Source organism: Streptomyces sp. NPDC006335, from assembly GCF_040612795.1.
Lineage (GTDB): Bacteria > Actinomycetota > Actinomycetes > Streptomycetales > Streptomycetaceae > Streptomyces.
The window spans coordinates 354559-378186 of record NZ_JBEXQX010000001.1 but is presented as its reverse complement, the minus strand read 5'-3'; the positions used below and the strand labels follow the sequence as shown (position 1 = coordinate 378186).

Genomic DNA, 23628 nt, shown 5'->3' with positions numbered 1-23628 from the left:
CCCCGCCGGGCCTGTGGAACGGCACTGTCGGTGCAGGCTGGCACCATGGCCTCATGAACATCATGCTCTTTCACTCGACCTACGGCCTCAGGCCCGCCGTCCGTCAGGCCGCCGACCGGCTGCGGGAGGCCGGGCACGAGGTGTGGACGCCGGACCTCTTCGAGGGGCGCACGTTCGAGACGGTCGAGGAGGGCATGACCTTCAACACGGAGATCGGCAAGGACGAACTGCTCAAGCGGGCCGTCCTGGCCGCCGCGCCCTACTCCGAGCGCGGCCTGGTCTACGCCGGTTTCTCGCTCGGCGCCTCCGTCGCGCAGACCCTCGCCCTCGGCGACGACAAGGCCCGCGGACTGCTCCTCCTGCACGGCACGTCGGACATCGCGCCGAACGCGACCGCGGACGAACTGCCGGTCCAGCTGCACGTGGCCGAGCCCGACCCCTTCGAGACCGACGACTGGCTCAGCGCCTGGTACCTCCAGATGGGCCGCACCGGCGCCGACGTGGAGATCTACCGGTACGCCGGGGCCGGTCACCTCTACACCGACCCCGACCTCCCGGACTACGACGAGCAGGCCGCCGAGGCCACCTGGCGGGTGGCCCTCGGCTTCCTCGACACGCTCTAGACCGGTGTGTAGGTCCGCTCGACCTTCTGCGTGCCGGTCCGGGTGCGGTACGAACGCGCCCAGGTGGAGGTCGCGTTCTGCTTGGTCTTGTCGGACAGCACGTAGTAGTCCATCTGCGCCCGGTCGGCGGTGATGTCCAGGACGCCGTAGCCGTGGCGGTCGGTGTCGACCCAGTGGACGTGCCGGTTGGCGAGCTGGATGACCGGCGCGGCGAGTGCGGTCACCGTGCCCTCGGGGACCTTCAGGATGTCGTCGAGGTTGTCGGAGGTCACCGACGTGACGACGAACTCCGTGGCGGCAGAGGGCGAGAGCGGGTAGGTACCGGCGTCCACGGGCACGTCGTTGGCCCACGCCATGTGGATGTCACCGGTCAGGAAGACGGTGTTGCGGATGGCGTTGGAGCGCAGGTGGGCGAGGAGTTCACGGCGGTCGTCCGTGTAGCCGTCCCACTGGTCGGTGTTGAGGGCGAGGCCCTCCTTCGGCAGCCCGAGCAGCTCGGCGAGGGGCTTGAGCAGGTCGGCGGAGAGCGAGCCGATCGCGAACGGCGAGATCATCACGGAGTTGCCGACCAGCCGCCAGGTGGTGTCGGAGGACTTCAGCCCCGCCTTGAGCCAGTCCAGTTGGGCCCGGCCGGTGATCGTGCGGTCCGGGTCGTCGACCGAGCCGTTGCCCACGGCGACCTGCTGCGAGCGGAAGGACCGCAGGTCGAGCAGTGAGAGGTCGGCGAGCTTGCCGAAGCGCAGCCGCCGGTAGGTGGTGCCGGCTGTCGCCGTGCGCACCGGCATCCACTCGAAGTAGGCCTGCTTGGCGGCGGCCTGACGGGCCGACCAGGAGCCCTCCGCACCCTCGGTGTGGTTCTCGGCACCGCCCGACCAGGCGTCGTTGGCGAACTCGTGGTCGTCCCAGATCGCGACGACCGGGGCGACCGCGTGCAGGGCCTGGAGGTCCGGGTCCGTCTTGTACTTGCCGTGCCGGATCCGGTAGTCGGCGAGCGTGAGTATCTCGTGGGTCGGCGCGTGCTGCCGTACGACGGTGTCGCGGGTTCCGTACTCGCCGGTGCCGTACTCGTAGATGTAGTCGCCCAGGTGCAGCCAGGCGTCCAGGTCGCCGCGGGCCGCGAGGTGGCGGTACGAGGAGAAGTAGCCGGCCTCCCAGTTGGCGCAGGAGACCACGCCGAAGCGGAGGTTCGCGACGGCCGCGTCCGCCGCCGGCGCGGTGCGGGTACGCGCCGCCGGGGAGTCGGTGCCGCCCGCCGAGAAGCGGAACCAGTAGTCGGTCGCGGGCGCGAGACCGCGCACGTCCGCCTTGACCGTGTGGTCGGAGGCGGCGGTCGCGGTCACGGAACCCTTGGCGACGACGTTCGTGAAGGCCTTGTCCCTGGCGACGATCCAGCCGACCTCGGTGTCGGGGCCGAGCCCGGAACCGGGCACGGCCTCGGGTGTCGGGGTCACCCGGGTCCACAGCAGGATGCCGTCCGGGAGCGGGTCGCCGGAGGCGACGCCGTGCAGGAAGGCGGGGGCCTCGACCGCGCCGGCCGGCCATGCGGCGGCGAGCGGAGCGGCCAGGACAGCGGTGGCCGCCGCGGCCTTGACGACCGTACGGCGGCGCGGGGACAGGGAGTTGCTGTCGGCTGTTTCGTGTCTACTAGTCACGGCCGATCAGGTTACTGATCGGTATGAACGAGAGCGGGCGAACTCGTGAAAGTTCGCCCGCTCTTCGTCCGAAGAGTGCGGGGATCAGGCCTTCAGCGCGGCCTCCAGCGCCGTGTTGAAGTCGGCGACCGTCATGGGCGCGGTCTTGCCGTCGGGGCCGGTCAGGTTCTTGCCGTCCATCCTCAGGGTCGGGGTGGCGGTCGCGCCGTCCTTGTTGAACTTCTCCGACATCTCCAGGGCCCACTTGTCGTAGGTGCCGTTCTTCACGGCGTTCTGGAAGGTCTTGTTGTCCTTCAGCTCCGGGACGGTCTGCGCGATCTTGATGAGGTAGGAGTCGTCCTTGAACTTGTCCGGGCCGCTCTCCTCCGGGTGCCACTTCGTGGAGTACATCGCGGTCTTGTACTTCAGGAACGCCTCGGGGCTGACGTTCAGCGCCGCGCCGAGGGCGCTGAGGCCGTTCTTCGAGCCCTCGCCGCCGAGGTTGCCGTCGAGGAAGCTGGCGCCGACGAACTGCAGCTTGAACTTGCCGTCCTCGACGTCCTTGTCGACGGTCGAGCCGACGGTCTGCTCGAACTGGGCGCAGACGGGGCAGCGCGGGTCCTCGTACATGACCAGGGTCTTCTTGGCGGTGCTCTTGCCGATGACGACCGTGGTGCCGTTGGCGCCCGTGCTGTTGGCCGGCTTGACGAGCTTGTCGTTCTTGGCCTCTTCCCAGTAGCTGGGCTTGTTGGCCTGGACGACCGCGTAGCTGATGCCGCCGGCTATCGCCAGCACGCCGACTATGGAGCAGGCGACGATGACCTGGCGCTTGATCTTGTCGCGTTTGGCCTGGCGCTCGCGCTCCTGCCGAAGCCGCTCGCGGGCGGCGGTCTTCGCGGCCTGGCTGTTCCGCTTGCTCATGGTGGTGTTCTCCATCAAGGGGACGCGCACACGTCGTGTGCGGGGATACGTAGGTCGGGACTGGTGGTGCTCGGGTGCTGTCCGGTTCAGGCGGCAGCGGGCGAGCACGGCGGTCCACGCCGTCCCAGGGAGTGCACGAGGAGCTCGTCGAGCACGACGGCCGTACGGCGGCCGGGGCGCACCGGGCGGGCCGGTTCCGGCGCCGACCGCACGGTCAGCGCGGCGGCCGCGAGGAGCAGCGGCCGGAAGGTCGTGGCGGCCACGGCCCGCAGCAGCTGGGCCAGGGCCCGCTCGCCGCGGCGCAGCCAGGCGGCCGCGAGGAGGCCGACGACGACATGGGCGCCCAGCAGCAGCCAGGCGGTCCGCGGGTCGGCGTGGGCGAGCAGACCGCCGAGCCGGCCGGGATCGGTGCCTGTCATCCGGGCCAGCGGCGAGCCGACGCTGGTGCCGTCGCCGCAGAACACGTCCCAGCCGACCGAGCGCAGCGGGCCCGTCACCGGGCCGCCGGCGGCGCCGTAGCAGACGTGCTGCCCGGTGGTGAAGACGGTGTCGGCGGCCAGCTCCAGGGGGATCAGCACGGCGGCGATCCGCCCGAAGCCGCGCTCCCGGCCGGCCAGCGCGAAGGTGAGCGCGAACACGGCGGCGGCGACCAACGCCACCGTGTTGAGCGGCAGGGGAGCCCGGGACAGCAGCACGTGCGACGCGGTGCTGAGCGTCACGACGAGTGCCGTGAACAGCGCCGCGCGGAGCGCTCGTAGCTGGGTCCCGGATATGTCCATAGCGTGGAGAGTGTGTCACGCGGGCCTGTAAGGGACCCCTAAAGAGTCCCTGTGAGCGGCCCTATCGTTATCGACAGTGGTGAGGGGCCTGTCACAGGCCGGGGATGCGGCCGTTGCGGAACAGGTCGACGAAGGTCTGGTGGTCGGCACGCGCGCGTGCGCCGTAGCTGTGCGCGAAGTCGACCAGGAGGCCCGCGAAGCCGTCCTCGTCGGCCGCGATCGCCGCGTCGATGGCCCGCTCGGTGGAGAAGGGCACCAGGGACTCGCCGGAGGTGTCGTCGGCCGCCGCGTGCATGGTGGCCGTGGCCCGGCCGAGGTCGGCGACGACCCCCGCGATCTCCTCCGGGTCGTCGATGTCGCCCCAGTCCAGGTCCACGGCGTACGGCGAGATCTCCGCGACCAGCTGACCCGCGCCGCCCAGCTCGGTCCAGCCCAGCCACGGGTCGGCGTGCTGCTGGAGGGCGCGCTGGGAGATCACCGTGCGGTGGCCCTCGTGCTGGAAGTAGTCGCGGATCGCCGGGTCGGTGATGTGCCGGGAGACGGCCGGGGTCTGGGCCTGCTTGATGTAGATCACCACGTCGTTCTCCAGGGCGTCGGTGTGCCCTTCGAGGAGGATGTTGTACGACGGCAGCCCGGCCGAGCCGATGCCGATGCCGCGGCGGCCGACGACGTCCTTGACGCGGTAGGAGTCCGGGCGGGCCAGGGAGGCCTCCGGGAGGGTCTCCAGATAGCCGTCGAAGGCCGCGAGCACCTTGTAGCGGGTGGCCGCGTCCAACTCGATGGAGCCGCCGCCCGGCGCGAAGCGGCGCTCGAAGTCCCGGATCTCCGTCATCGACTCCAGGAGGCCGAAGCGGGTCAGGGAGCGGGCGTCGCGCAGCGCGTCCAGGAGGGGGCCCTGGGCGGTGTCCAGGGTGAAGGGCGGCACCTCGTCGCTCTTGGCGCCGGTGGCCAGGGCGTGGATCCGCTCGCGGTACGCGCCCGCGTACACCTCCACCAGTTCGGTGATCTGCTCGTCGCCGAGCGCCTTGGCGTACCCGATGAGCGCGACGGAGGCGGCGAAGCGCTTGAGGTCCCAGGTGAAGGGGCCGACGTAGGCCTCGTCGAAGTCGTTGACGTTGAAGATCAGCCGGCCGTTGGCGTCCAGGTAGGTGCCGAAGTTCTCCGCGTGCAGGTCGCCGTGGATCCACACGCGCGAGGTGCGCTCGTCCAGGTACGGGCCGCCCCTCTTCTCCTCATCGAGGTCGTGGTAGAAGAGGCACGCCGTACCCCGGTAGAACGCGAACGCCGAGGCCGCCATCTTGCGGAACTTCACGCGGAACGCGGCCGGATCGGCGGCCAGGAGCTCGCCGAAGGCGGTGTCGAAGACAGCGAGAATCTCCTCGCCGCGGTGCTCGTCGTTGAGCTGCGGTACCGACATCGCGGGGTGCCTCCTGGTGCATGTGTACGACAGCTTTTCTGTCGTCCGTCCAACGGGCGGGCCCCGGTGAAAGTGCCCGCGACCCTCGTTGTGAAGGTACGCGGGGCGGCCCCCTGAGTGTCAGTGCCGAGGCATAGACTTCGACGCTGTCCCCGACTGTCCGTCCGCCTGTCGTCGAGTGTTTTCCATGGAGGCCACGCCGTGTCAAAGCCGCCGTTCACGCACCTGCACGTCCACACCCAGTACTCCCTGCTGGACGGTGCCGCGCGGCTCAAGGACATGTTCGACGCGTGCAACGAGATGGGCATGACCCACATCGCCATGTCCGACCACGGCAACCTCCACGGGGCGTACGACTTCTTCCACTCGGCGAAGAAGGCGGGGGTCACGCCGATCATCGGGATCGAGGCGTACGTCGCTCCCGAGTCCCGGCGCAACAAGCGCAAGATCCAGTGGGGCCAGCCGCACCAGAAGCGGGACGACGTCTCCGGTTCGGGTGGTTACACCCACAAGACGATGTGGGCCGTGAACTCGACCGGCCTGCACAACCTCTTCCGGCTCTCCTCGGACGCCTACGCCGAGGGCTGGCTCCAGAAGTGGCCCCGGATGGACAAGGAGACGATCTCCCAGTGGTCCGAGGGGATCGTCGCCTCCACCGGCTGCCCCTCCGGCGAGCTCCAGACCCGGCTGCGCCTCGGCCAGTACGACGAGGCCCTCAAGGCGGCCGCCGACTACCAGGACATCTTCGGCAAGGACCGCTACTTCCTGGAGCTGATGGACCACGGCATCGAGATCGAGCACCGGGTCCGCGACGGCCTCCTGGAGATCGGCAAGAAGCTCGGCATCCCCCCGCTGGTCACCAACGACTCGCACTACACGTACGCGCACGAGGCGACCGCCCACGACGCCCTGCTGTGCATCCAGACCGGCAAGAACCTCTCCGACCCGGACCGCTTCAAGTTCGACGGCACCGGCTACTACCTGAAGTCCACGGAGGAGATGTACGCCATCGACTCCTCGGACGCCTGGCAGGAGGGCTGCGCCAACACCCTCCTGATCGCGGAGATGGTCGACACCACCGGCATGTTCGAGGCGAAGAACCTCATGCCGAAGTTCGACATCCCCGAGGGCTACACCGAGATCACCTGGTTCAAGGAGGAGGTCCGCCGCGGCATGGAGCGCCGCTTCCCCGGCGGCATCCCCGAGGACCGTCAGCGGCAGGTCGAGTACGAGATGGACGTCATCATCCAGATGGGGTTCCCGGGCTACTTCCTCGTGGTCGCCGACTTCATCATGTGGGCCAAGAACAACGGCATCGCGGTCGGCCCCGGGCGAGGCTCCGCGGCCGGTTCGATCGTCGCCTACGCCATGGGCATCACCGACCTCGACCCGATCCCGCACGGCCTGATCTTCGAGCGGTTCCTCAACCCCGAGCGCGTCTCCATGCCCGACGTCGACATCGACTTCGACGAGCGTCGGCGCGTCGAGGTGATCCGGTACGTGACCGAGAAGTACGGCGCCGACAAGGTCGCCATGATCGGCACCTACGGCAAGATCAAGGCCAAGAACGCGATCAAGGACTCCGCGCGCGTGCTGGGCTACCCGTACGCGATGGGCGACCGCATCACCAAGGCGATGCCCGCCGACGTCCTCGGCAAGGGCATCGACCTCAACGGCATCACCGACCCCTCGCACCCCCGCTACTCGGAGGCCGGCGAGGTCCGTGGGATGTACGAGAACGAACCCGACGTGAAGAAGGTCATCGACACCGCCAAGGGCGTCGAGGGCCTGGTCCGGCAGATGGGTGTGCACGCCGCCGGCGTGATCATGTCCAGCGAGACCATCACCGAGCACGTGCCCGTCTGGGTCCGGCACACCGACGGCGTGACCATCACGCAGTGGGACTACCCGAGCTGTGAGTCGCTCGGCCTGCTGAAGATGGACTTCCTCGGCCTGCGCAACCTGACGATCATGGACGACGCCGTCAAGATGGTGAAGTCCAACAAGGGCATCGACCTGGAGCTGCTGAGCCTCCCGCTGGACGACCCGAAGACGTTCGAACTCCTCCAGCGCGGTGAGACCCTCGGCGTCTTCCAGTTCGACGGCGGCCCCATGCGCTCCCTGCTGCGCCTGATGAAGCCCGACAACTTCGAGGACATCTCCGCAGTCTCCGCGCTCTACCGTCCCGGCCCGATGGGCATGGACTCGCACACCAACTACGCGCTGCGCAAGAACAAGCTCCAGGAGATCACCCCGATCCACCCCGAGCTGGAGGAGCCGCTCCGCGAGGTCCTGGACGTCACGTACGGCCTGATCGTGTACCAGGAGCAGGTGCAGAAGGCCGCCCAGATCATCGCAGGCTACTCGCTCGGCGAGGCCGACATCCTGCGCCGCGTGATGGGCAAGAAGAAGCCCGACGAACTGGCGAAGAACTTCACCATCTTCCAGGCCGGCGCCCAGAAGAACGGCTACAGCGACGAGGCGATCAAGGCCCTGTGGGACGTGCTGGTCCCCTTCGCCGGATACGCGTTCAACAAGGCCCACTCCGCCGCGTACGGACTGGTCTCGTACTGGACCGCCTACCTGAAGGCCAACTACCCGGCCGAGTACATGGCCGCCCTGCTGACCTCGGTCAAGGACGACAAGGACAAGTCGGCGGTCTATCTCAACGAGTGCCGGCGCATGGGCATCAAGGTGCTCCCGCCGAACGTCAACGAGTCGGTGCACAACTTCGCCGCGCAGGGCGACGACGTGATCCTCTTCGGCCTGGAGGCGGTGCGCAACGTCGGCACCAACGTGGTCGAGTCGATCATCAAGAGCCGCAAGGCCAAGGGGAAGTACGTCTCCTTCCCCGACTACCTCGACAAGGTCGAGGCGGTCGCCTGCAACAAGCGCACCACGGAGTCGCTGATCAAGGCGGGCGCCTTCGACACCCTCGGACACACCCGCAAGGGCCTCACCGCGCAGTACGAGCCGATGATCGACAACGTGGTCGCGGTCAAGCGCAAGGAGGCCGAGGGCCAGTTCGACCTCTTCGGCGGGATGGGCGAGGAGGAGAGCGACGAACCCGGCTTCGGGCTCGACGTGCAGTTCACCGAGGACGAGTGGGACAAGACCTATCTGCTCGCCCAGGAGCGGGAGATGCTCGGTCTGTACGTCTCCGACCACCCGCTCTTCGGCCTGGAGCACGTGCTGTCCGACAAGGCCGACGCGGGCATCGCCCAGCTCACCGGCGGTGAGCACGCGGACGGCGCGGTCGTCACCATCGGCGGCATCATCTCGGGTCTCCAGCGCAAGATGACCAAGCAGGGCAACGCCTGGGCGATCGCCACCGTCGAGGACCTCGCCGGTTCCATCGAGTGCATGTTCTTCCCGGCCACCTACCAGCTGGTGTCGACCCAACTCGTCGAGGACGCCGTGGTGTTCGTCAAGGGCCGCCTCGACAAGCGCGAGGACGTGCCCCGGCTGGTCGCGATGGAGCTCCAGGTCCCCGACCTGTCCAACGCGGGCACCAACGCACCGGTGATCCTCACCATCCCGGCGCTGAAGGTCACCCCGCCGATGGTCAGCAGGCTCGGTGAGATCCTCAGCCATCACAAGGGGGAGAGCGAGGTCCGCATCCGCCTCCAGGGACCGAGCAAGACGACGGTCCTGCGGCTGGACCGGCACCGGGTGAAGCCGGACCCGGCGCTCTTCGGTGACCTCAAGGTACTGCTCGGACCGTCCTGCCTGGCGGGCTGAGCGGCCCGGGCGGCAGCGCACCGACACCGACATGCAGAGGGGCGCACTCCTGACGGGGTGCGCCCTTCTGTGTGCCCGGGTCTCAAGGACCCTTTGCGCGGGCGTCAGTTGTGGCCGAAGGTTTTCTGCCGGCCCTTGCGGGCCATGTCGCCGGGCGTCGTCTGCGTGACGTGCTGCTCGGTCTGTCCCTCCATCGAGGAGGGCTGGGGCTCCTGCCCGGCGCGCTCGGACTGCGACTGCTTACGGTTCTGCTTCTTGTTCTTGGCCATGGTGGTGCCTCCTGTGGGATCTAGGGGCCAGGGCCGGGATCAGATTCACATAGGCTGGCAACAGGCGCATTTCGTACAATTACCGTGCGTGACAGGGGATGTCGCCGGGCAATGCCCCGAAACGCCACGCCGAAGATCGAGTTCCGGCCGTTAACCCTCGCGTGGTCGGGCAGACTCGAAGGAAGCCCGAAGCAAACCTCCCGGAAAGAGGGTGGACCGCGTGGACCGCTGCATCGTCCTGGTGGACGCCGGGTATCTGCTGGGGGCCGCCGCCAGTCTCCTCGCCGGGGAGCCCTCCCGTTCCCGTATCACCGTCGATCACGCCGCCCTCGTCCAGGGGCTGCGCGACCGGGCCGAGTCCGACACGGAACGGCCCCTGCTGCGCATCTACTGGTTCGACGGCGCCCCCGACCGCGTCCCGCAGCCCGAGCACCGCAGACTGCGGGTGATGCCCCGGGTCACCGTCCGCCTCGGCGCCCTGACCCGCAGCGACGGACGCTGGGCCCAGAAGGGCGTGGACGCCGCCATGCACGCCGAACTCACCGAGCTGGCCCGCAACCGCGCCTGCTCCGACATCGTGCTCGTGACCGGCGACGGGGACCTGCTGCCAGGCATGATGGCCGCCAAGGAGCACGGGGTCGCCGTGCACCTGTGGGCCGTTCAGGCCGCCGACGGGGACTACAACCAGTCCGAGGACCTGGTCGCCGAGGCGGACGAGCGGCGGGTGCTGGACCGCGTCTGGATCACCAAGGCCGTACGCGCCAAGGAGCTCGGCGGGGTCTGCGCGCCGCAGCCCGTGCCGCGGCCCGAGATCGCCGCCATCCTCTCGGCGCCGCTGCCCGAGTCCGCGCTCTCGCAGGCGCCCGAGCGGACCGCGGAGGAGAGCGAGCACACCCCGGCGGCCGCCTCGGACAACGGCACGCAGGAGCGGGTGCCGGCCCCGAAGGGGGTGCCGACGCCCAAGGACCTCGCCGCGCTGCGGGCGCCCGGCACCCAGGCCGCCCAGCACCCCGCGAGCGCGACCCTGCGCTGGTCCTCCGACAAGGGCTGGGTCGACCGGCCCGGCGGGGCCGCCGAGCCGCCCGAGGTCGCCTCGATGCCGACACTCGCGCAGCTCACCACGGCCGAGCAGCGGTGGGCCGACCGGGAGGAGGACATCACCACGGTCGGCGGCGACCCCTTCGAGGTGGGCCAGGTCTTCGCGCGGCGGTGGATGGAGCGGCTGGGGGACCAGACGCATCTGCAGCGGCTGTCCGGGATGTACCCGCGGGTGCCGCACCGGATCGACGGGGAGCTGCTGAGGTACGCGGCCCGGTTCGGACTGCTCGCGCACAAGGACGACCAGATCGACGAGCACGACCGTTACGCGATCCGTGCCGGGTTCTGGCGGGAGATCGATGTGCGGACGGCGGCGGAGCACGCCCCCGCCGGGGAGTGAAACGGCACATACACCGCCCCAAGGGCGAGCAAAGCCACCCGACCCCGTAGTCTCGTCCCTTGTGAGTACGCGCGCTGCACCGGCACTTCGACACAGTGGGGATGTCGTGTGTGCGGTACGCGGGCTGACCAAGACCTATCCCGCGGTGCGAGGGCGGCGCGGGACACCGGCCACGCCCGAGGTGCGGGCCACCGACGACGTACGCCTCGACATCCGGCGCGGTGAGATCTTCGGGCTTCTCGGGCCGAACGGCGCCGGGAAGACCACGCTCGTACGACAGCTCACCGGGCTGATGCGGCCCGACCGCGGCAGCGTCGAGATCCTCGGGCACGACATCGTGCGCCACCCGGACCGGGCTTCGCGGATCCTCGCCTACCTCGGCCAGGAGTCCAGCGCTCTCGACGAGCTCACCGTTTCCCTCGCGGCCGAGACGACCGGTCGGCTGCGCGGCCTGGAGGCCAGGCGGGCGCGGGCCGAGCGGGACGCCGTACTCGACGAGCTGGGGCTCACGCCGATCGCCGGGCGGCCGCTGAAGAAGCTGTCCGGCGGGCAGCGGCGGCTCGCGTGCTTCGCGTCGGCGCTCGTGGGGGAGCGGCCGCTGCTCGTGCTCGACGAGCCGACCACCGCGATGGACCCCGTGGCGCGGCGCGCGGTGTGGTCCGCCGTGGACCGGCGGCGGGCCGAGCGGGGCACGACCGTGCTGCTCGTCACCCACAACGTCATCGAGGCGGAGACCGTCCTTGACCGGGTCGCCGTGCTCGACCAGGGCCGGGTCATCGCCTGCGACACGCCCTCCGGGCTCAAGGAACGGGTGGCGGGCGAGGTCCGCGTCGACCTCGTGTGGCGCGAGGCGGCCCCGCTGCACGTCCCCGAGGTCGCCGCGCTCCAGGACCGGGCCGTGGCCGCCGGACGCCGCTGGACGCTGCGGCTCGCACCCGAGGAGGCCCGCGCGGTCGTGGCCACCGTCACGGGCGGGGCCGCGTTCGCCGCGCTGGACGACTTCACGCTCGCCACGCCCAGCCTGGAGGACGTGTACCTCGCGCTGGGCGGGGCCGCGCAGCAGGGGCTGGTGAAGGCTTGAGCACTTTGAGTACGCGGACGGCCCTGTCCGTACGTCACAGGGCGAGTGCCGGAGCGAAGAGGAGCAGAGCCACGTGAGTGTCGTACCCGCCGAGGTTCTGCCCGGCGGCGCGCCGGCCGTCGTGGAGACGGGCCGGGACGCGGCCGCCGAGCTCGGGCCGCGCGCGCGGCTGTGGCCGTCGCTGGCGGCGGTCTACCGGGCGCAGCTGTCCCGCGCCCGGGTCGCGCGCATCCCGCTGCTGTTCGTGGCGACCTTCCAGTCGATCGGGATCATGATCCTGATGCGGGGGGTCGTGGACGGCGGGGACGAGGCGCAGTCCGTGGTCGCCGGGGCGTCCGTGCTGGTCGTCGCCTTCGTCGCGCTCAACCTGCTCGCGCAGTACTTCGGGCAGCTGCGGGCCAGCGGCGGGCTCGACCACTACGCCACGCTGCCGGTGCCGCCCGCCGCAGTCGTGCTCGGCGCGGCGGGGGCGTACGCCTCCTTCACCGTGCCCGGGACCGTGGTGACCGCCGTCTTCGGGTGTGTGCTGTTCGGGCTGCCGCTGGCGCACCTGTGGGTGCTGCTGGCGGTGATCCCGCTGGCGGGAGCCGCTCTGGCGGGCCTCGGCGCGGCCCTCGGGCTGCTCGCGCCCCGGCCGGAACTGGCCACCCTGCTCGGTCAGCTCGGCATGTCCGCCGCGCTGCTGCTCGGGGTGCTGCCCGCCGACCGGATGCCCGAGGCGGTCCGGTTCGCCCGGGACCTGCTGCCTTCGACCTACGGTGTCGAGGCCTTCGCGCGGACCTTCGGGCCGCATCCCGACTGGGCCTTCGTGCTCGGCGACCTCGCCGTGTGCGGGTGCGTGGGCGTGGTCTCGCTGGCCGTCGCCACCTGGGCGTATCGCCGGGCGGCCGTCCGGTGACGCGCCGCACAGGCGGGCCTGGCACGATGTCAGGGTGACCGCTCCGTTGACGCCTCCTCCGCCGCCCCACGAACCGTCCCCGCACGATGCGTGGCAGGCCCCTGACGCCGGCTACGCGGCCCCTGCCGAAGCCCGGTACGGGGACGGCGGACCCGGGATGAAGACCGAGCTGATCGAGGGCGCGGTGATCACTGTCGCCGTGGCGCTCGCCGGGGTGTTGCTCGGCGTCCTGTGGTGGTGGCTGGCGCCGCACATGCCGCTGGTCGGGGACGTGGACGAGCAGGGGAACTGGGCGGTCTACCTCAAGGACACCGAGGGGGAGCAGGCGGTCGGGGTGGACGGGACGCTCACTCTGCTGGCCCTGGCCTTCGGCTTCGTGAGCGCGCTCGTCGTGTTCCTGTGGCGGCGCCGGGGTGGGGTGCCGCTGGTGGTGGGCCTCGCCCTGGGAGGACTGCTGGGGTCGCTGCTCGCGTGGCGGGTGGGGATGTGGCTGGGGCCCTCGTCCGACGTGCTGGCCCATGCGAAGGCCGTGGGCAAGGGGGTCACGTTCTCGGCGCCGCTGAAGCTGGGGGCGAAAGGGGCGTTGCTGGCCTGGTCCTTGGCCGCGCTCGTCGTACATCTGGGGCTCACGGCGTTGTTCGGGCCCCGGGATCCCGAGCCGATGTACGGGGCGGTTCCCAAGGACGGGTACGGGGCGCCTGTGCAGTAGGGTTTCGCCCCCGCCGCCCCTACCCGTCCCATCACCGTGGGCGCTGCCCCTTCGACCCCGTTCCTGGGGCTGTGCCCCCAGACCCCCATCGGCCCTGAAGGGGGCTCGTCCTCAACGCCGGACGGGCTGACAGTGCGAACTCGTCGAGGGGTCAGGCGCGGGCGATGGGCGCCAGGACCGCGTTCGTGAGGTCGGCCAGGTCCTTCGGCGCGAGTTCCACCTCCAGGCCCCGGCGGCCGGCCGAGACGCAGATCGTCTCGTGCTCGGAGGCCGAGGCGTCGAGGACGGTGGGGAGCTTCTTGCGCTGGCCCAGCGGGGAGATACCGCCCCGGACGTAGCCCGTGGTGCGTTCCGCGAGGGTCGGGTCGGCCATCGCGGCTCGTTTGCCGCCCGCGGCCGTCGCCAGGGCCTTCAGGTCCAAGGAGCCCGCCACCGGGACCACCGCCACCGTCAGCGTGCCGTCCACGTCCGCCACCAACGTCTTGAAGACGCGGTCCGGGGAGACTCCCATCGCCTCGGCCGCCTCCTCGCCGTAGGAGGGGTGCAAGGGGTCGTGGTCGTAGGCGTGCACCGTGAAGGGCACGTCCGCCGACGTCAGAGCCACCGTCGCGGGGGTGCCTCCGGACTGCTGCTGTTTCTTCGTCTTCTTGGCCATCTGACGGTTCCCCGGGCTCAGTTCAGACTCGTCGGGCCGAGCGTCAGTTCCGACGCCGGCAACGACGGAAGATTACGGATGATCGCCGTCTCCGCGCGCAGGAGTTTCAGTTCGTCGCGGAGGCGGGACGCGGTGTCGGGGGCCTGGAGCAGGCGCTGCTTGGTCGGGGTGTCCAGCATCATCGCGGCCGCCACCAGGTACGAGACCACGGACGGTTCGTCCGGGAGGTCCGTACCGGACGACAGGGAGCGTTCCCTGGCCCCCGCCAGGCGCTTCTGGTACTGGCGGAAGGCCCGCAGGACCCCTTCCGCCAGGGGCCCGGACTCGTCGCCCGGTTCCTCCGGCAGTTCCTCCAGTTCGGCCGTCAGGTACGGGCCGGAGGCGTCCACGGACACGAGCCGGACCCGGGTCGTCCCGGTCGCCAGGACCTCGAACGTGCCGTCGGCCCGTTCCCGTACCGTCGCCGCGTCCGCGACGCAGCCGACGGCGTGGAACGCCTTGACCGGGTCGTCGCCGAAGCCGGCCGCGGGGCCGCCGTCGGGCACGGCCGTCGGGTCCGGCAGCCCGGGGGCGCTGGGCGCCACCTCGTGGCCGTCGCGGATCGCCACGACGGCGAACCGGCGCGGTTCCTCCTCGGGGGTCTTCAGCAGTTCGCGCATCATGGCGCGATAGCGCTCCTCGAAGACGTTGAGAGGAAGCACGAGCCCCGGGAACAGCACTGAGTTCAGGGGGAAGAGCGGGAGCCGCACGGTGGTCACGGCGCCAAAGCCTAATGGCCCCTGGAGCGGACGCGTCCCCGGTGCTCACTGATTGGATGGATCAAGGCGTGCCGGCGGACCTCCTCACGCACCTCCAGGAAGCGGCCCAGCGGGTCCTCCGACTCCCTGCCCCACGGGAACGAGGTGGCGTAGGGGCCGAGCATGCGCAGTTGCTCCAGAGCGTCCGTCCAGCGGCCGAGGCGGACCAGGACGTACACCAGCTTGTTGCGGATCTCGGCCGGCCAGGGGTCGGCCGGCGCGAACGTGGCGGACAGCTCGATCGCCCGGTCGGCCGCCGCGTCCAGCCGTTCGCGCGGCACCGCGTCGGCGCCCGCCTCGGTCAGACAGGCGAGGGCCGCGCGCGCGGGCAGCGCCTGGATGAGGGAGCCGGGCGGGGCGTCCTGGGCGGCCCGGTCGGCGAAGTCGAAGCACTCGCGGTACGAGCCGCGCCAGGAGGTCGCCAGATAGCGCAGGGCGGCGACATGGCAGCCGTAGTGCAGCGGGGCGCGCCTGAGGGCCGCCTCCCACAGCTCCCCGAAGTAGGTGTGGCCGGCCTGCGACCCGCGTGCGTGGTCCAGCGCGATCCGCCACGGCACCGGGTCGCGGTCCTCGCCGCGCGCCGCCGCCGTGATCAGCGGGCTCACCTCGCGCAGCAGCTCCGCGCGGGCCGGTGAGTCCCATCCCCGGTCCACCGCGAGCTGGGCGCCCAGCAGGAGCCGGTCCGGGTCGTACGGGGCTTCGGCGCGCCAGGCGTCGTACCACTCGGGGCGCGAGCGGGCGAAGGCGGACAGGCGTCGGACGTACCGGTCGCGCAGCTCCCAGGCGGACGTCTCGCGGGTGGCGGCGAGGAGTTCGGCCGCCCGCCCGTGCGCGCCCTGTCCGGCGGCGACCAGCGCGGGCCCGAGCCGGTCGTCGGGCGCGTCGAGCAGTACCTCGTCGTCGGCGGGCAGTCCGCCGGTGAGGTAGGGGGGCATCCGCGACGCGCGGATGAAGGGGGGCAGCAGAGCCATGGTGTCGACCATTGAAAGTCGGCGGGTCGAGGCTGCGCCAGTGCGAAGCTGCAATTCATGGAAAGTTGTACGCGCCAGGGTCAAGGGAGGTTAAAAAGGTGACCGTTGAACAACTCTCTGACCAGCGGTCTCACCGGTCCCTCCCGGCGCCCTGCCGATTTCTTCACAGGGCCCGTCAGTTCCGCCGCAGCAGTCTCGTGGCCCCCGCCGCCACGGTGGTCGCGAGGATCCAGCCGAGGAGGACCATGGCCGCCGCCAGCCACTGCCAGCCGCCCCGCAACTGCCAGAAACCGACCTGGCCCAGGTCGATCACCGGAAGCAGCAGGTCGAGGGCGAACAGGGCGGGATTCCAGGCCGGATGGTCGCCGCCCTTGAGCGGCGGATGGCTCGCGTGTGCGAACGCCACGGAGCTCGCCGCCCACAGCACCGCCATCCATACGGCGGCCCGGCCCGGCCGGTACCCGTAGGCGACCGTCCAGTCCTGGACGTACCCCCACAGCTTGGCGGCGGGCGGCAGGCTCTCGCGGCGTCGGCGCTGCTTGGCGAGCAGCACCTCGCGCGCGTCCTCGTCCTCCCCGCCGGCCCGCAGCACCGCGGCGAGCCTCTCGTACGGCTCCGGGTTGTACTCGGCGGTCGCGGCCGCCACCCACTCCAACCGCTCGGCCAGCGGGAAGGGGCCGTGCGGCACGAGGTTCTCGTAGGCGAAGCCGCCCATGTGCAGATTGCCCGGCCCCGGCCAGGCGCTCGCCCGGTCCACGAGGTTGCCGACCCGCGCGCCCGACAGCACCACCTTGCCGCGCTGCGGCCTCTCGCCGAGGAAGCGCAGCTCGGGCGCCTGGATGCGGCGCAGCGACAGCTCCTGCTCGTCGGTGAAGGTGAAGCGGGCCCGCTCCAGGTCCAGGGCGTCCCCGAACCGCCCGTCGTCCAGCCGCACCCCGCCCTGGCACTCGAAGCGCTGGATCCGCGTCCCGCGCGCGGGAGTGGCCCCGCTCAGCATGGACGCGCCGACGCCCGCCGGGGTCAGGTAGAGGGTGCGCTCGACGGTGAGCTGGGGCGCGTTCAGCGCGAGCCGGGTGTACGGGTTGTTCAGCCGGGCGCCGCGCAGGCTCAGCGAGACGCCGATGGTGGCGCTGCGCAGGCTCAGCTCGCCGTGCGACTCCAGCAGCTCGGCCTGGAGGTCCTGGCCCACGGTCATGCCGTCGGCGGCGATCGAACGGCCGCTGCGGTCGCGGTAGACGATCGCCTGGTTCATCAGCAGGTCCGTGCCGATGTGCGCGTCGGTCAGCCGTACGCCGTTGTGGAAGCGGCAGCGCGGCAGATGCAGATCGCCCTCCGTGTGCACCCGGGCGGCCTCCAGGCGCGGCACCGAGCAGTTGACGAACCGCGCGGTGGTGAAGCGGGCCTCCGGCAGCAGGATCTCCCGCTCGAAACGGCAGCCCTTCATCTCCACGTACGGCACCACCGTGCCGCCCGCGAGGTCCAGGGTGCCGCTGATCTGCACGCCGGTCAGTTTCAGGGACGACACCCGGCCCGCGAGCGCGGGCGGACCGTCCAGGAGCAGCCAGCACACGATCCGCGCGCGTACCGTCCGCTCGGGGCCCCAGGGGTGCCCGCCGTGCGGATCGTCGACGACGGTGTCGCCGCTGCTGAGGTCGTACACGGTGCCGTTGCGGAAGGCCTGCCACATGCCGGCCTCGGCGGCGGTCAGATCGTCCGGCAGGTCTCCGTCGCGGATGTCCCGGATGCCGGCCCCCTCGGTCACGGTTCGTCCAGCTCCTTGCGGCTCGTGAGATTCGTACATCCGTTCATGCCCGCTGAGTAACCCCTCGAACGCTAGACGTGAAGGGGATCTTCCGGGTTGCGTATCAGCCATTGGAATGCGCGGACGAGCCCTGATGCGGGTCTGAGAGAATTGGGAACGTGATCTCCCGAATCGATCTGCGCGGCGACGCCCTCCCCGAGGGCCCCGCCCTGCGCGACCTGCTGCCCCGAGCCGACTTCGACGTCTCGGCCGCCCTGGAGAAGGTGCGTCCGATCTGCGAGGCCGTGCATCATCGGGGCGACGCGGCGCTGATCGACTTCGCCGAGAAGTTCGACGGTGTCCGGCTGGAGCGGGTGCGGGTGCCCGCGGAGGCGCTCGAAAAGGCGCTCGAAGAACTCGACCCGGACGTGCGGGCGGCCCTGGAGGAGTCCATCCGCCGCGCCCGTCTCGTCCACCGCGAACAGCGCCGCACGACACACACGACCCAGGTCGTGCCCGGCGGCAGCGTGACCGAGAAGTGGGTGCCGGTCGACCGGGTCGGGCTGTACGTGCCGGGCGGCCGGTCGGTGTACCCGTCCTCCGTGATCATGAACGCGGTGCCCGCGCAGGAGGCGGGAGTGGAGTCCGTCGCGCTCGCCTCGCCCGCCCAGGCCGAGTTCGGGGGCCTTCCGCACCCGACGATCCTCGCCGCCTGCGCCCTGCTCGGCATCGACGAGGTCTACGCCGCCGGTGGCGCGACCGCCGTCGCGATGTTCGCGTACGGCACCGAGTCCTGCCCGCCCGCCACCATGGTCACCGGTCCCGGCAACATCTGGGTCGCCGCCGCCAAGCGCTACTTCACCGGCAGGATCGGCATCGACGCCGAGGCGGGCCCGACCGAGATCGCCGTTCTCGCGGACTCCACCGCCGATCCGGTGCACGTGGCCTCCGACCTGATCAGCCAGGCCGAGCACGACCCACTGGCCGCGGCCGTCCTGGTCACCGACTCCGTCGAGCTGGCGGACGCGGTGGAGAAGGAGCTGGAGCCGCAGGTCACGGCCACCCGGCACATCGAGGACCGGATCGTGCCCGCCCTGAAGGGCAGGCAGTCCGCGATCGTCCTCGTCGACGGCATCGACGAGGGCCTCAGGGTCGTCGACGCGTACGGCGCCGAGCACCTGGAGATCCAGACGGCCGACGCCGCCGCGGTGGCCGACCGGGTGCGCAACGCCGGTGCGATCTTCGTCGGCCCCTGGGCGCCCGTGTCCCTGGGCGACTACGCCGCCGGCTCCAACCACGTGTTGCCGACCGGCGGTTGTGCCTGCCACTCCTCCGGTCTGTCCGTCCAGTCCTTCCTCCGCGGCATCCACATCGTCGACTACACGAAGGACGCGCTCGCGGACGTGGCGCACCACGTGGTGACGCTCGCGGAGGCGGAGGACCTGCCGGCGCACGGCGCGGCGATCAAGGCGCGGTTCGGATGGAAGGTGCCGGAGAGCAAGTGAACCTCGGAATCGACGATCTCCCCGTACGGGACGAGCTGCGCGGCAAGTCCCCCTACGGCGCGCCCCAGTTGGACGTCCCCGTACGGCTGAACACCAACGAGAACCCCTACCCGCTGCCCGAGCCGCTGGTCGAGCGCATCGCCGAGCGTGTCCGCGAGGCCGCCCGCGACCTCAACCGCTACCCGGACCGGGACGCCGTCGAGCTGCGCACCCGGCTCGCCGAGTACCTGACGAACACGTCCGGGTACGAGGTCGGCCTCGCCAACGTCTGGGCGGCGAACGGCTCCAACGAGGTCATCCAGCAACTGCTCCAGACCTTCGGCGGCCCCGGCCGTACGGCGATCGGCTTCGAGCCCTCGTACTCGATGCACGCGCTCATCGCGCGCGGCACCGGCACGGGCTGGATCTCGGGCCCCCGGAAGGCGGACTTCACCATCGACGTCGACACGGCCGTGCAGGCGATCGCCGCGCGGAAGCCCGACGTCGTCTTCATCACCACCCCCAACAATCCCACGGGCAACGCGGTCCCGCCCGAGACGGTCCTCGCGCTCTACGAGGCGGCGCAGACGGCGAAGCCCTCGATGGTGATCGTCGACGAGGCGTACATCGAGTTCAGCCACGGCGACTCGCTGCTGCCGCTCCTCGAAGGGCGGCCGAATCTCGTCGTCTCCAGGACGATGTCGAAGGCCTTCGGGGCGGCGGGCCTGCGCCTCGGCTACCTGGCCGCGCACCCCGCCGTCGTGGACGCCGTCCAGCTCGTACGGCTGCCCTACCACCTGTCGGCCGTCACGCAGGCGACCGCGCTGGCCGCCCTGGAGCACACCGACACCCTGCTCAAGTACGTCGAGCAGCTGAAGGCCGAGCGGGACCGGCTGGTGAGCGAGCTGCGCGCGCTCGGCTTCGAGGTCGTGGAGTCGGACGCGAACTTCGTGCAGTTCGGGCGGTTCGACGGCCCCGGCGGCTCGCACGCGGCCTGGCAGAAGATCCTCGACCGGGGCGTCCTGGTCCGGGACAACGGCATTCCGGGGTGGCTGCGGGTGTCCGCCGGCACCCCGGAGGAGAACGACGCGTTCCTCGACGCGGTACGTGAACTGAAGAAGGAGCAGAGCACATGAGCCGCGTAGGACGCGTGGAGCGGGTGACCAAGGAGACCTCGGTGCTCGTCGAGATCGATCTCGACGGCAGCGGAAAGGTCGACGTGTCGACAGGCGTCGGCTTCTACGACCACATGCTCGACCAGCTCGGTCGGCACGGTCTGTTCGACCTGACCGTGAAGACCGAGGGCGACCTGCACATCGACTCCCACCACACCATCGAGGACACCGCCCTCGCGCTCGGCGCCGCCTTCAAGCAGGCGCTCGGCGACAAGGTGGGCATCTACCGCTTCGGGAACTGCACGGTCCCCCTGGACGAGTCCCTCGCCCAGGTCACGGTGGACCTCAGCGGCCGCCCGTACCTCGTGCACACCGAGCCCGAGAAGATGGCGCCGATGATCGGCGAGTACGACACCACGATGACCCGGCACATCCTGGAGTCCTTCGTCGCCCAGGCGCAGATCGCCCTGCACGTGCACGTGCCGTACGGGCGCAACGCCCACCACATCGTGGAGTGCCAGTTCAAGGCCCTGGCCCGGGCCCTGCGCTACGCCAGCGAGCGCGACCCGCGCGCGGCCGGCATCCTCCCCTCCACGAAGGGCGCGCTGTGAACGGCCTGTCGACCCTCCTGATCGTCGTCGGCCTCTTCCTGGCCGGCGGCATCTACTCCTTCGTCAAGCAGCAGATGCCCAAGGGCCTCATCGTGCTGCTGTCCATCGCCGCCGGGATGTGTCTGGTCGCCGGTGTCCTGAGGCTGGAGGTGTGGAATTGAGCGGCTCCAAGCGAGTGGTCGTCTTCGACTACGGCTTCGGCAACGTGAGGTCCGCCGAACGCGCCCTCGCGCGCGCGGGCGCCGAGGTCGAGATAACGCGCGACTACGACACGGCCATGAACGCCGACGGCCTGCTGGTGCCGGGCGTCGGCGCCTTCGCCGCCTGCATGAAGGGCCTGCACGAGGCCCGCGGTGACTGGATCATCGACCGCCGGCTGTCCGGCGGGCGCCCCGTCATGGGCATCTGCGTCGGCATGCAGATCCTCTTCGCGCGCGGCATCGAGCACGGCGTGGAGACCGAGGGCCTGGACGAGTGGCCCGGCGCGGTCGAGCCGCTGCAGGCCGAGATCGTGCCCCACATGGGCTGGAACACCGTCGACGCGCCGGCCGACTCCCGGCTGTTCGCCGGCCTGGACGCCGACGCCCGCTTCTACTTCGTGCACTCCTACGCCGTCCACGACTGGTCCCTGGAGACGCACAACAAGGCGATGACCGCCCCCAAGGTGACCTGGTCGACGCACGGCAAGCCCTTCGTGGCCGCCGTGGAGAACGGCGCCCTGTGGGCCACGCAGTTCCACCCCGAGAAGTCCGGCGACGCCGGTGCGCAGCTTCTGAAGAACTGGATCGGAACCCTCTGATGCCCTCGAATCCCTCACGGCTCGAACTCCTGCCCGCCGTCGACGTCCGCGACGGCCAGGCGGTCCGGCTCGTGCACGGCGAGTCCGGCACGGAGACCTCGTACGGCTCCCCCCTGGAGGCCGCCCTGTCCTGGCAGCGGTCGGGCGCCGAGTGGCTGCACCTGGTCGACCTGGACGCGGCCTTCGGCACCGGCGACAACCGCGAGCTGGTACGCCAGGTCACCGAGGCGATGGACATCAAGGTCGAACTGTCCGGCGGCATCCGCGACGACGCCTCCCTGGCCGCCGCGCTCGCCACCGGCTGCACCCGGGTGAACCTCGGTACCGCCGCCCTGGAGAGCCCGGAGTGGGTCGCCAAGGTGATCGCCGAGCACGGCGACAAGATCGCGGTGGGCCTCGACGTCCGCGGCACGACCCTCAAGGGCCGCGGCTGGACCAGCGAGGGCGGCGACCTCTACGAGGCGCTGGAGCGGCTCGACAAGGAGGGCTGCGCCCGGTACGTCGTCACCGACATCGCCAAGGACGGCACCCTCCAGGGCCCCAACCTGGAACTGCTGAAGAACGTCTGCGCGGCGACCGACCGCCCGGTGGTGGCCTCCGGCGGGGTGTCCTCGCTGGACGACCTGCGGGCCATCGCCGAGTTGGTCCCCCTCGGTGTCGAGGGCTCCATCGTCGGGAAGGCGCTGTACGCGAAGGCGTTCACCCTGGAAGAGGCCTTGGAGGCGGTGGCTCAGTGAGCGATCTGCGACGCGTCACGACCGGTTCGCCCTGGGAGGACACCTTCGGGTACTCCCGGGCGGTGGAACTCTCCAACGGCCTGGTCCTGGTCTCCGGATGCACCTCCGTGGTGGACGGCCAGATCGTCGCGGGCGACCCGTACGAGCAGACGGTCAACTCCTTCAACGTCGCCTTCGCGGCGCTGAAGGAGCTGGGGCTCGGCCGGGACGACGTGGTGCGCACGCGGCTGTACATCACCCACGCCCGGGACGTGGACGAGGTCGGACGCGCCCACAAGGAGCTGTTCGACACCGTCCGGCCCGCCGCATCCATGATCATCGTCTCCGGCTTCGTGGACCCCAGCCTGGTCGTCGAGGTCGAGGTGGAGGCGTTCCGAGGAGTGTCCGCAGCATGACCCTCGCCGTACGAGTCATCCCCTGCCTGGACGTGGACAACGGCCGGGTCGTCAAGGGCGTCAACTTCCAGAACCTGCGCGACGCGGGCGACCCCGTCGAGATGGCCAAGGTGTACGACGCCGAGGGCGCCGACGAGCTGACGTTCCTGGACATCACCGCCTCGTCGGGCAACCGCGAGACCACGTACGACGTGGTGCGCCGCACCGCCGAGCAGGTGTTCATCCCGCTCACGGTCGGCGGCGGTGTCCGCACGGCCGAGGACGTGGACAGGCTGCTGCGGGCCGGCGCGGACAAGGTGGGCGTGAACACCGCGGCCATCGCCCGGCCCGACCTGATCCGCGAGATCGCCGAGCGGTTCGGGCGGCAGGTGCTGGTGCTGTCGGTGGACGCGCGGCGCACCGCGTCGGGTTCCTTCGAGGTGACCACGCACGGCGGCCGCAAGGGCACCGGCATCGACGCCGTCGAGTGGGCGCACCGGGCCGCCGAGTTGGGCGCCGGTGAGATCCTGCTCAACTCGATGGACGCGGACGGCACCAAGGACGGCTACGACCTGGAGATGATCGAAGCCGTCCGCAAGCACGTCACCGTCCCGCTGATCGCCTCCGGCGGCGCGGGCAAGCTGGACCACTTCCCGCCGGCCATCGGCGCGGGCGCGGACGCGGTACTGGCGGCCTCGGTGTTCCACTTCGGCGATCTGCGGATCGGCGAGGTGAAGGAGACACTGCGGGGGGCGGGACACCCCGTTCGCTGAACGACCCCAAGATGCGAAAGAGAAGTTGCGCAAAATCCATTGTGCAACTTTTCTTTCCTTTCTA

At 70.6% G+C, this 23628-nt stretch carries 23 protein-coding genes; 14 read left to right on the top strand and 9 right to left on the bottom strand.

Annotated elements, in window-relative coordinates:
• Nucleotides 1–53 precede the first annotated feature (53 nt).
• The gene (locus tag ABZ098_RS01770; RefSeq protein WP_356586190.1) at nucleotides 54–623 is read left to right on the top strand and encodes a dienelactone hydrolase family protein; all 570 of its coding nucleotides are present in this window, start codon (nucleotides 54–56) and stop codon (nucleotides 621–623) included.
• Here the strand turns inward: ABZ098_RS01770 and ABZ098_RS01765 are convergent.
• The 4 genes from ABZ098_RS01765 to ABZ098_RS01750 form a co-directional block, all read right to left on the bottom strand.
• Nucleotides 620–2275 (bottom strand): alkaline phosphatase D family protein, encoded by a 1656-nt coding sequence (locus tag ABZ098_RS01765; RefSeq protein WP_356586188.1) that lies wholly within the window; start codon nucleotides 2273–2275, stop codon nucleotides 620–622. The genes ABZ098_RS01770 and ABZ098_RS01765 overlap by 4 nt on opposite strands.
• A gap of 84 nt (nucleotides 2276–2359) precedes the next feature.
• Nucleotides 2360–3175: a thioredoxin domain-containing protein gene (locus ABZ098_RS01760; protein WP_356586186.1), complete on the bottom strand. Its 816-nt coding sequence runs from the start codon at nucleotides 3173–3175 to the stop codon at nucleotides 2360–2362.
• Between the two features lie 86 nt (nucleotides 3176–3261).
• Nucleotides 3262–3954 carry a hypothetical protein gene (locus tag ABZ098_RS01755; RefSeq protein ID WP_356586185.1) on the bottom strand — a complete coding sequence of 231 codons (693 nt, stop codon included), beginning with the start codon at nucleotides 3952–3954 and terminating at the stop codon, nucleotides 3262–3264.
• 91 nt (nucleotides 3955–4045) lie between these two features.
• Entirely contained in the window at nucleotides 4046–5371 is a 1326-nt protein-coding gene (locus tag ABZ098_RS01750) for a DUF2252 domain-containing protein (RefSeq protein WP_356586184.1), read from the bottom strand.
• A gap of 201 nt (nucleotides 5372–5572) precedes the next feature.
• Here ABZ098_RS01750 and dnaE point away from each other — a divergent pair, with 201 nt between their 5' ends.
• The gene (dnaE, locus tag ABZ098_RS01745; RefSeq protein WP_356586182.1) at nucleotides 5573–9112 is read left to right on the top strand and encodes a DNA polymerase III subunit alpha; all 3540 of its coding nucleotides are present in this window, start codon (nucleotides 5573–5575) and stop codon (nucleotides 9110–9112) included.
• Nucleotides 9113–9216: 104 nt separating this feature from the next.
• On the opposite strand, the gene ABZ098_RS01740 is transcribed toward dnaE, so the two are convergent.
• Nucleotides 9217–9381, bottom strand: a complete 165-nt coding sequence (locus ABZ098_RS01740; RefSeq protein ID WP_356586180.1) for a hypothetical protein — start codon at nucleotides 9379–9381, stop codon at nucleotides 9217–9219.
• A gap of 220 nt (nucleotides 9382–9601) precedes the next feature.
• Between ABZ098_RS01740 and ABZ098_RS01735 the strand changes: the two genes are divergently transcribed.
• The 4 genes from ABZ098_RS01735 (at nucleotide 9602) to ABZ098_RS01720 (ending at nucleotide 13507) form a co-directional block, all read left to right on the top strand.
• Entirely contained in the window at nucleotides 9602–10819 is a 1218-nt protein-coding gene (locus ABZ098_RS01735) for an NYN domain-containing protein (protein ID WP_356586178.1), read from the top strand.
• A gap of 106 nt (nucleotides 10820–10925) precedes the next feature.
• Nucleotides 10926–11900, top strand: a complete 975-nt coding sequence (locus ABZ098_RS01730; RefSeq protein WP_356586177.1) for an ABC transporter ATP-binding protein — start codon at nucleotides 10926–10928, stop codon at nucleotides 11898–11900.
• A 73-nt stretch (nucleotides 11901–11973) separates the two neighbouring features.
• Nucleotides 11974–12798, top strand: a complete 825-nt coding sequence (locus ABZ098_RS01725) for an ABC transporter permease (RefSeq protein ID WP_356586175.1) — start codon at nucleotides 11974–11976, stop codon at nucleotides 12796–12798.
• A gap of 34 nt (nucleotides 12799–12832) precedes the next feature.
• Nucleotides 12833–13507, top strand: a complete 675-nt coding sequence (locus ABZ098_RS01720) for an AAA family ATPase (protein ID WP_356586173.1) — start codon at nucleotides 12833–12835, stop codon at nucleotides 13505–13507.
• 151 nt (nucleotides 13508–13658) lie between these two features.
• Here the strand turns inward: ABZ098_RS01720 and ybaK are convergent, their stop codons facing one another.
• The 4 genes from ybaK to ABZ098_RS01700 form a co-directional block, all read right to left on the bottom strand.
• Nucleotides 13659–14162, bottom strand: coding sequence for a Cys-tRNA(Pro) deacylase (ybaK, locus tag ABZ098_RS01715; protein ID WP_356586171.1), 504 nt, complete (start codon nucleotides 14160–14162; stop codon nucleotides 13659–13661).
• 17 nt (nucleotides 14163–14179) lie between these two features.
• Complete coding sequence (locus ABZ098_RS01710) at nucleotides 14180–14920, bottom strand: LON peptidase substrate-binding domain-containing protein (RefSeq protein WP_356586169.1); 741 nt, start codon at nucleotides 14918–14920, stop codon at nucleotides 14180–14182.
• A gap of 11 nt (nucleotides 14921–14931) precedes the next feature.
• Nucleotides 14932–15942 (bottom strand): hypothetical protein, encoded by a 1011-nt coding sequence (locus tag ABZ098_RS01705; protein WP_356586167.1) that lies wholly within the window; start codon nucleotides 15940–15942, stop codon nucleotides 14932–14934.
• A 163-nt stretch (nucleotides 15943–16105) separates the two neighbouring features.
• A complete protein-coding gene (locus ABZ098_RS01700) occupies nucleotides 16106–17692 on the bottom strand; it encodes an oxidoreductase (protein WP_356586165.1) in 1587 nt (528 codons plus the stop codon).
• Nucleotides 17693–17850: 158 nt separating this feature from the next.
• On the opposite strand from ABZ098_RS01700, the gene hisD reads away from it, so the two are divergent.
• From hisD to hisF, 8 genes are read left to right on the top strand one after another with little or no spacing between them, the layout of a single operon-like run.
• Nucleotides 17851–19176, top strand: coding sequence for a histidinol dehydrogenase (gene hisD, locus ABZ098_RS01695; RefSeq protein WP_356586163.1), 1326 nt, complete (start codon nucleotides 17851–17853; stop codon nucleotides 19174–19176).
• Nucleotides 19173–20291, top strand: a complete 1119-nt coding sequence (locus tag ABZ098_RS01690) for a histidinol-phosphate transaminase (RefSeq protein WP_356586161.1) — start codon at nucleotides 19173–19175, stop codon at nucleotides 20289–20291. The genes hisD and ABZ098_RS01690 overlap by 4 nt, the downstream gene beginning before the upstream one ends.
• Nucleotides 20288–20881: an imidazoleglycerol-phosphate dehydratase HisB gene (gene hisB / locus ABZ098_RS01685; protein WP_020137489.1), complete on the top strand. Its 594-nt coding sequence runs from the start codon at nucleotides 20288–20290 to the stop codon at nucleotides 20879–20881. Before ABZ098_RS01690 ends, hisB begins: the two co-directional genes overlap by 4 nt.
• Nucleotides 20878–21042, top strand: coding sequence for a hypothetical protein (locus tag ABZ098_RS01680; protein WP_053850463.1), 165 nt, complete (start codon nucleotides 20878–20880; stop codon nucleotides 21040–21042). Before hisB ends, ABZ098_RS01680 begins: the two co-directional genes overlap by 4 nt.
• Nucleotides 21033–21680: an imidazole glycerol phosphate synthase subunit HisH gene (gene hisH / locus ABZ098_RS01675; RefSeq protein WP_356586159.1), complete on the top strand. Its 648-nt coding sequence runs from the start codon at nucleotides 21033–21035 to the stop codon at nucleotides 21678–21680. The genes ABZ098_RS01680 and hisH overlap by 10 nt, the downstream gene beginning before the upstream one ends.
• A complete protein-coding gene (gene priA / locus ABZ098_RS01670) occupies nucleotides 21680–22417 on the top strand; it encodes a bifunctional 1-(5-phosphoribosyl)-5-((5-phosphoribosylamino)methylideneamino)imidazole-4-carboxamide isomerase/phosphoribosylanthranilate isomerase PriA (RefSeq protein ID WP_356586157.1) in 738 nt (245 codons plus the stop codon). The genes hisH and priA overlap by 1 nt, the downstream gene beginning before the upstream one ends.
• Complete coding sequence (locus ABZ098_RS01665; protein ID WP_356586155.1) at nucleotides 22414–22812, top strand: RidA family protein; 399 nt, start codon at nucleotides 22414–22416, stop codon at nucleotides 22810–22812. Before priA ends, ABZ098_RS01665 begins: the two co-directional genes overlap by 4 nt.
• Entirely contained in the window at nucleotides 22809–23564 is a 756-nt protein-coding gene (hisF, locus tag ABZ098_RS01660; RefSeq protein WP_356586153.1) for an imidazole glycerol phosphate synthase subunit HisF, read from the top strand. The genes ABZ098_RS01665 and hisF overlap by 4 nt, the downstream gene beginning before the upstream one ends.
• The last annotated feature ends 64 nt before the right edge of the window (nucleotides 23565–23628 follow it).